Raw genomic sequence first — 4,098 nt, 5'->3', positions numbered from 1 at the left:
GTACAGACTTCACCGCTCTTCCCGGCACGATTTCGTTCGCCGCTGCTGACACGAGCAGGACGATCATCGTCTCCATGCTCGCGGACACACTCATGGAGAATGCCGAGTCGGTGACGCTCACCCTCCTGCCCGGCACCGGCTACACCCTGATGCAGAGCCAGTTCAGCAGCATGACGGCCTGGATTTTTGATGGAGATCAGGAGGTCGTGGATGTGAATGTGGCGGACGGTAGCAGCGCACTCACGACGCATATCACGGAAACGTCGAGCGCAGGCGAGGACTTCCTCATCTCCCGCCGCACAAGCGCCGCCGCACCACTGACGGTGAACTACACAATCAGCGGCACCGCCACCAGCGGAGCAGACTTCACGCCTCTCAGCGGCAGCGCCACCATCCCGGCGAATGCCACCAGCGTGCTCGTCACGGTCTTCCCCGTGAATGATTCCATCGCAGAAGGTGTGGAGTCCATCATCATGACCCTCACGCCTGCTTCTGGCACTTACGGCGTGCGTTTCGGCAGCGCCACGATGCTGATGGGTGACAATGACGCCTTCGCCAGCGGCAGCGTGGGCTTTGGCGTAGCCACGGCGAACACGGCGGAGAACATCGGCACCTACAATCTGCCCGTGAACATCGGCGGCACACCTCCAGGGGCTGTCAGTGTGCGTTACCGTGTCAATGGCGGCACCGCTGCTGGCAATGGCATCGACTTCATCCTCGACGAGGGTGTGCTGAACTATGCCGTCGGAGAAAGCAGCAAGTCCATCCCGATCGCCATCAATCACGATCTCCTGCCTGAGCCGGATGAAACCATCGTTCTCCAGCTCTTCAACGCCACCGGGGCCAACCTCGGCACCAGCGCGCATACGCTCACGCTCCAGAATCGCTCCATGCCCGAGGCCTTCTCCGACATTGCCTCAGGTGTCACGAGCACTGGCATGACCTTCAATGGTCGTGTCATGCCCGGCGGACTCGCCACCACCTACTGGTTCGAGTATGGCGGCACCACGGCCTATGGCAGCACCACACCGGTGCAGAACCTCGCTGCCGGAAACACTTCCGTGAACGTGAGCGCCATCGTCACCGGGCTCACCCTGACGTCCTACCACTTCCGGCTCGTGGCCCAAAACAGCCTTGGCACCACCTACGGCATCGATCAGTTCCCCGGCATCATCAGCACGCCTCCCGTCATCTCCGAGCATCCGCAGGATCTCGCGGTGAATGTCGGAGATCCGGCGGAGTTCACCGTCTTCGCCACCGGCGGCGGCCTCAGCTATCAGTGGCAGAAAGGCACCACCGACATCGGCGGCGCCACTTCGGCCACCTACACGATTCCGGTCACCACGCTTCTCAGTGCAGGAGACTACCGCTGTGTCGTCACCAATGCCGATGGCACCGTCAACAGCAATCCCGCCACACTCCTCGTCATCACCCCACCGATGATCACCCAGCACCCCTCGCCTCAGAATGTGGTGGATGGTGCCACGGCCAGTTTCAGCGTCATGAGTTCGGGGCTCTTCCTCACCTACCAGTGGCAGAAGGATGGCGAAGATCTGCCCGGCAAGACGGAGTCAACCCTCCTGTTCACCGACGTGGACACCAGCTTGAGCGGCCAGTACCGCTGCATCGTGAGCAACTCAGCGGGCTCGGACACCTCCAATGCTGCCGCACTGTTCGTCGATGGCCCTCCCACCATGATCCGTGAGCCTGTCAGCATCGCCGTGAAACTCGGAGACCCCGCCACGTTCGATCTCCTGGCCGCTGGCCCTGGGCTCTCCTACCAGTGGCAGAAAGAGGGCTCGCCCAACTTCGTGAACGTCGATGGTGCGACCAGTGCCAGCTTCACCATTCCTGCTGCCGACGTGAGCCAAACCGGCAACTACCGCTGCCGCGTCAGCAACACCCACGGGATCATCTCCAGCGCCACCGTCACCCTCAGCGTCGTCGCACCTCCGCAGATCCTGACACCCTCCGCGCCCACCTCTGTCACCTTGAATGAAAAGCAGCCGCTGAATCTCTCTGTCACCGCCAGTGGACTCTTCCTTTCCTATCAATGGCATCTCGGTGGCGGACCCATCCTCGGTGCCACCAGCTCCACCTACAGCGTGCTCAGTGCCGAGGAAGCCAACAACGGCGTGTACACCTGCGTGGTGTCCAATGCCGCCGGTGAAGCCACCTCGCCTGCCGTGACCGTGCTGGTCATCACACCTCCCGTCATCACCGCCGAGCCGGAGGACACCTTCGTCGCTCAAGGTCAGCCAGTGACCCTCACCTTCGCTGCCTCTGGGCCCCAGCTCGCCTATCAGTGGTGGCACAACGGGCTGCCCGTCAACAATGCCACCAACGGCAGCCACAACATCGCTGCCATGGCCATCGCCAACATCGGCGTTTATTACTGCAAGGTAACCAACAGCGCTGGCACCGCCACCACGCGCTACGCTCTCGTCGGCATCGAGGGCATGCCGCTTGTCACTCGTGCTCCTTACTCGGCGCTCATCGAGGCCGGTTCCCCTCTCCGGCTTGAAGTCGAGGCCACAGGTGCCGACCTCAGCTACGCCTGGAAGCAAAACGGCAAGCAAGTCGGCACAGGCCCCATCTTTGAAGCATGGCCCGCCACCTCCAAGCACGCCGGGCTTTACGTCGCCGAGGTAAAGAACACCCTCCGCACCACCACCACGCAGCCCGTCAACGTCACCACGGTCACCGACATGAGCCCTGCTCTGGACATGACCACGCTGAAGTGGAGCACCACAGGCCCCGCCTTCTGGCGCCCGGCTCCAGGCATCCAGGCCAAGGATGGCAAAGACGCCCTCTCCGCTGGAAATCTGCCCCACGGCCACTTCGCCTCCCTCAGCACCCGAGTCACCGGTCCCCTCGTCCTCAACTGGTGGCAGAAGATCTCCACCGAGCAGGACAGCGACTACCTCCGCGTCATGCTCGATGGTGCCGAAGTATCCAGCACCAGCGGCATCATCGACTGGCAGGCCGCCAGCCTCACCGTCCCCGCCGGAGTGCATCAGATCGACTTCGTCTATGTCAAAGACGGCGCGGGCATTGGCGGTCTCGACCGCGTCTGGCTCGACACCATGTCCACCGCACCCGCCTCCGAGCCCACCGGCGTCGCTGAAAACCGCCTCGTCGGCTCCGGCACCACCGTCGCGCTGGATGCAGCCTTCACCGGCCCCACGCCGGACAGCTTCCAGTGGCGGCGCAATGGCGGCCCCGTCTCTGGAGCCACCACCGCGCACTTGGACCTCGTGAACATCCAGACCAGCCACGCTGGCACCTATGACTGCGTTTTGACCAGCATGGTCAATGGAGAGAAAATGACGCGCCTCACTCCGCCGGTGGAGATCGGCGTCGTCGAAGTGCTCCACTCCCGTCACGTCGTCAGTTCGGGCACCGTACTTCCGCTCATCGCCAAAGCCGTCGGCAAAAACCTCACCTACCAGTGGCGTCGCCGCACCACCGGGCCTCTCGGTGGCGAAACCTCCAGCAAAGTCAGCATCACGCTCCACCAGACCTCTTACAGTGACGACTACATCTGCGCTGTCACCAATGCAGCAGGCACCGTCGATGCCGGCATCCGCCGTGTCGATGTCTTCAACCGCGCGCCGGAGATCACTCTCGAAGGCGACCTCGATGACGCCGTGCTCAGCGGTCCTTATCGCTTCCAGGTTCCCGTCAATCCAATCCCGGCCTTCGCACCCACCGGATTCACCGCCAAAGGCCTGCCCAAAGGTCTCGTCATCGACAAAGTCACCGGCCTCATCACCGGCATCCCCGAGGAGGCACCGTCCACCGTCATTCCCATCACCCTCACCGCCTTCAACAGCGTGAACAGCGACACCGTCGAGACCAACCTCTTCATCCACGGTCTCGGCACGAAGACCGGCATCTTCACCGGTCCGCTGGGCAGGAGTGCCGCCCTCAATCAGGGGCTCGGCGGGCGCATCGACCTCGTCATCACCGCCAACGGCAGCTTCTCCGGCACACTCTGTCTGGGTGCCCTCAAGCACAGCTTCAAATCACGCATCGTCACCGCCACCACGAATCTCACCCAGGCCACCGCCAGATTCGATGTCGCCCGAGGCAAAG

Annotated in this window: 1 protein-coding gene; it reads left to right on the top strand. The window is 62.9% G+C overall.

Annotated features, from left to right (window positions below):
- Nucleotides 1-74: 74 nt before the first annotated feature.
- A partial coding sequence (locus AC6FTP_RS25890; RefSeq protein WP_497209788.1) for an immunoglobulin domain-containing protein occupies nt 75-4,098 on the top strand: 4,024 nt, incomplete at its 3' end.

It is taken from the genome of Prosthecobacter sp. (genome assembly GCF_044378005.1).
Taxonomy (GTDB): domain Bacteria; phylum Verrucomicrobiota; class Verrucomicrobiia; order Verrucomicrobiales; family Verrucomicrobiaceae; genus Prosthecobacter.
The sequence above is the reverse complement of the archived record's forward strand: the minus strand, read 5'-3'. Positions and strand labels throughout refer to the sequence as shown.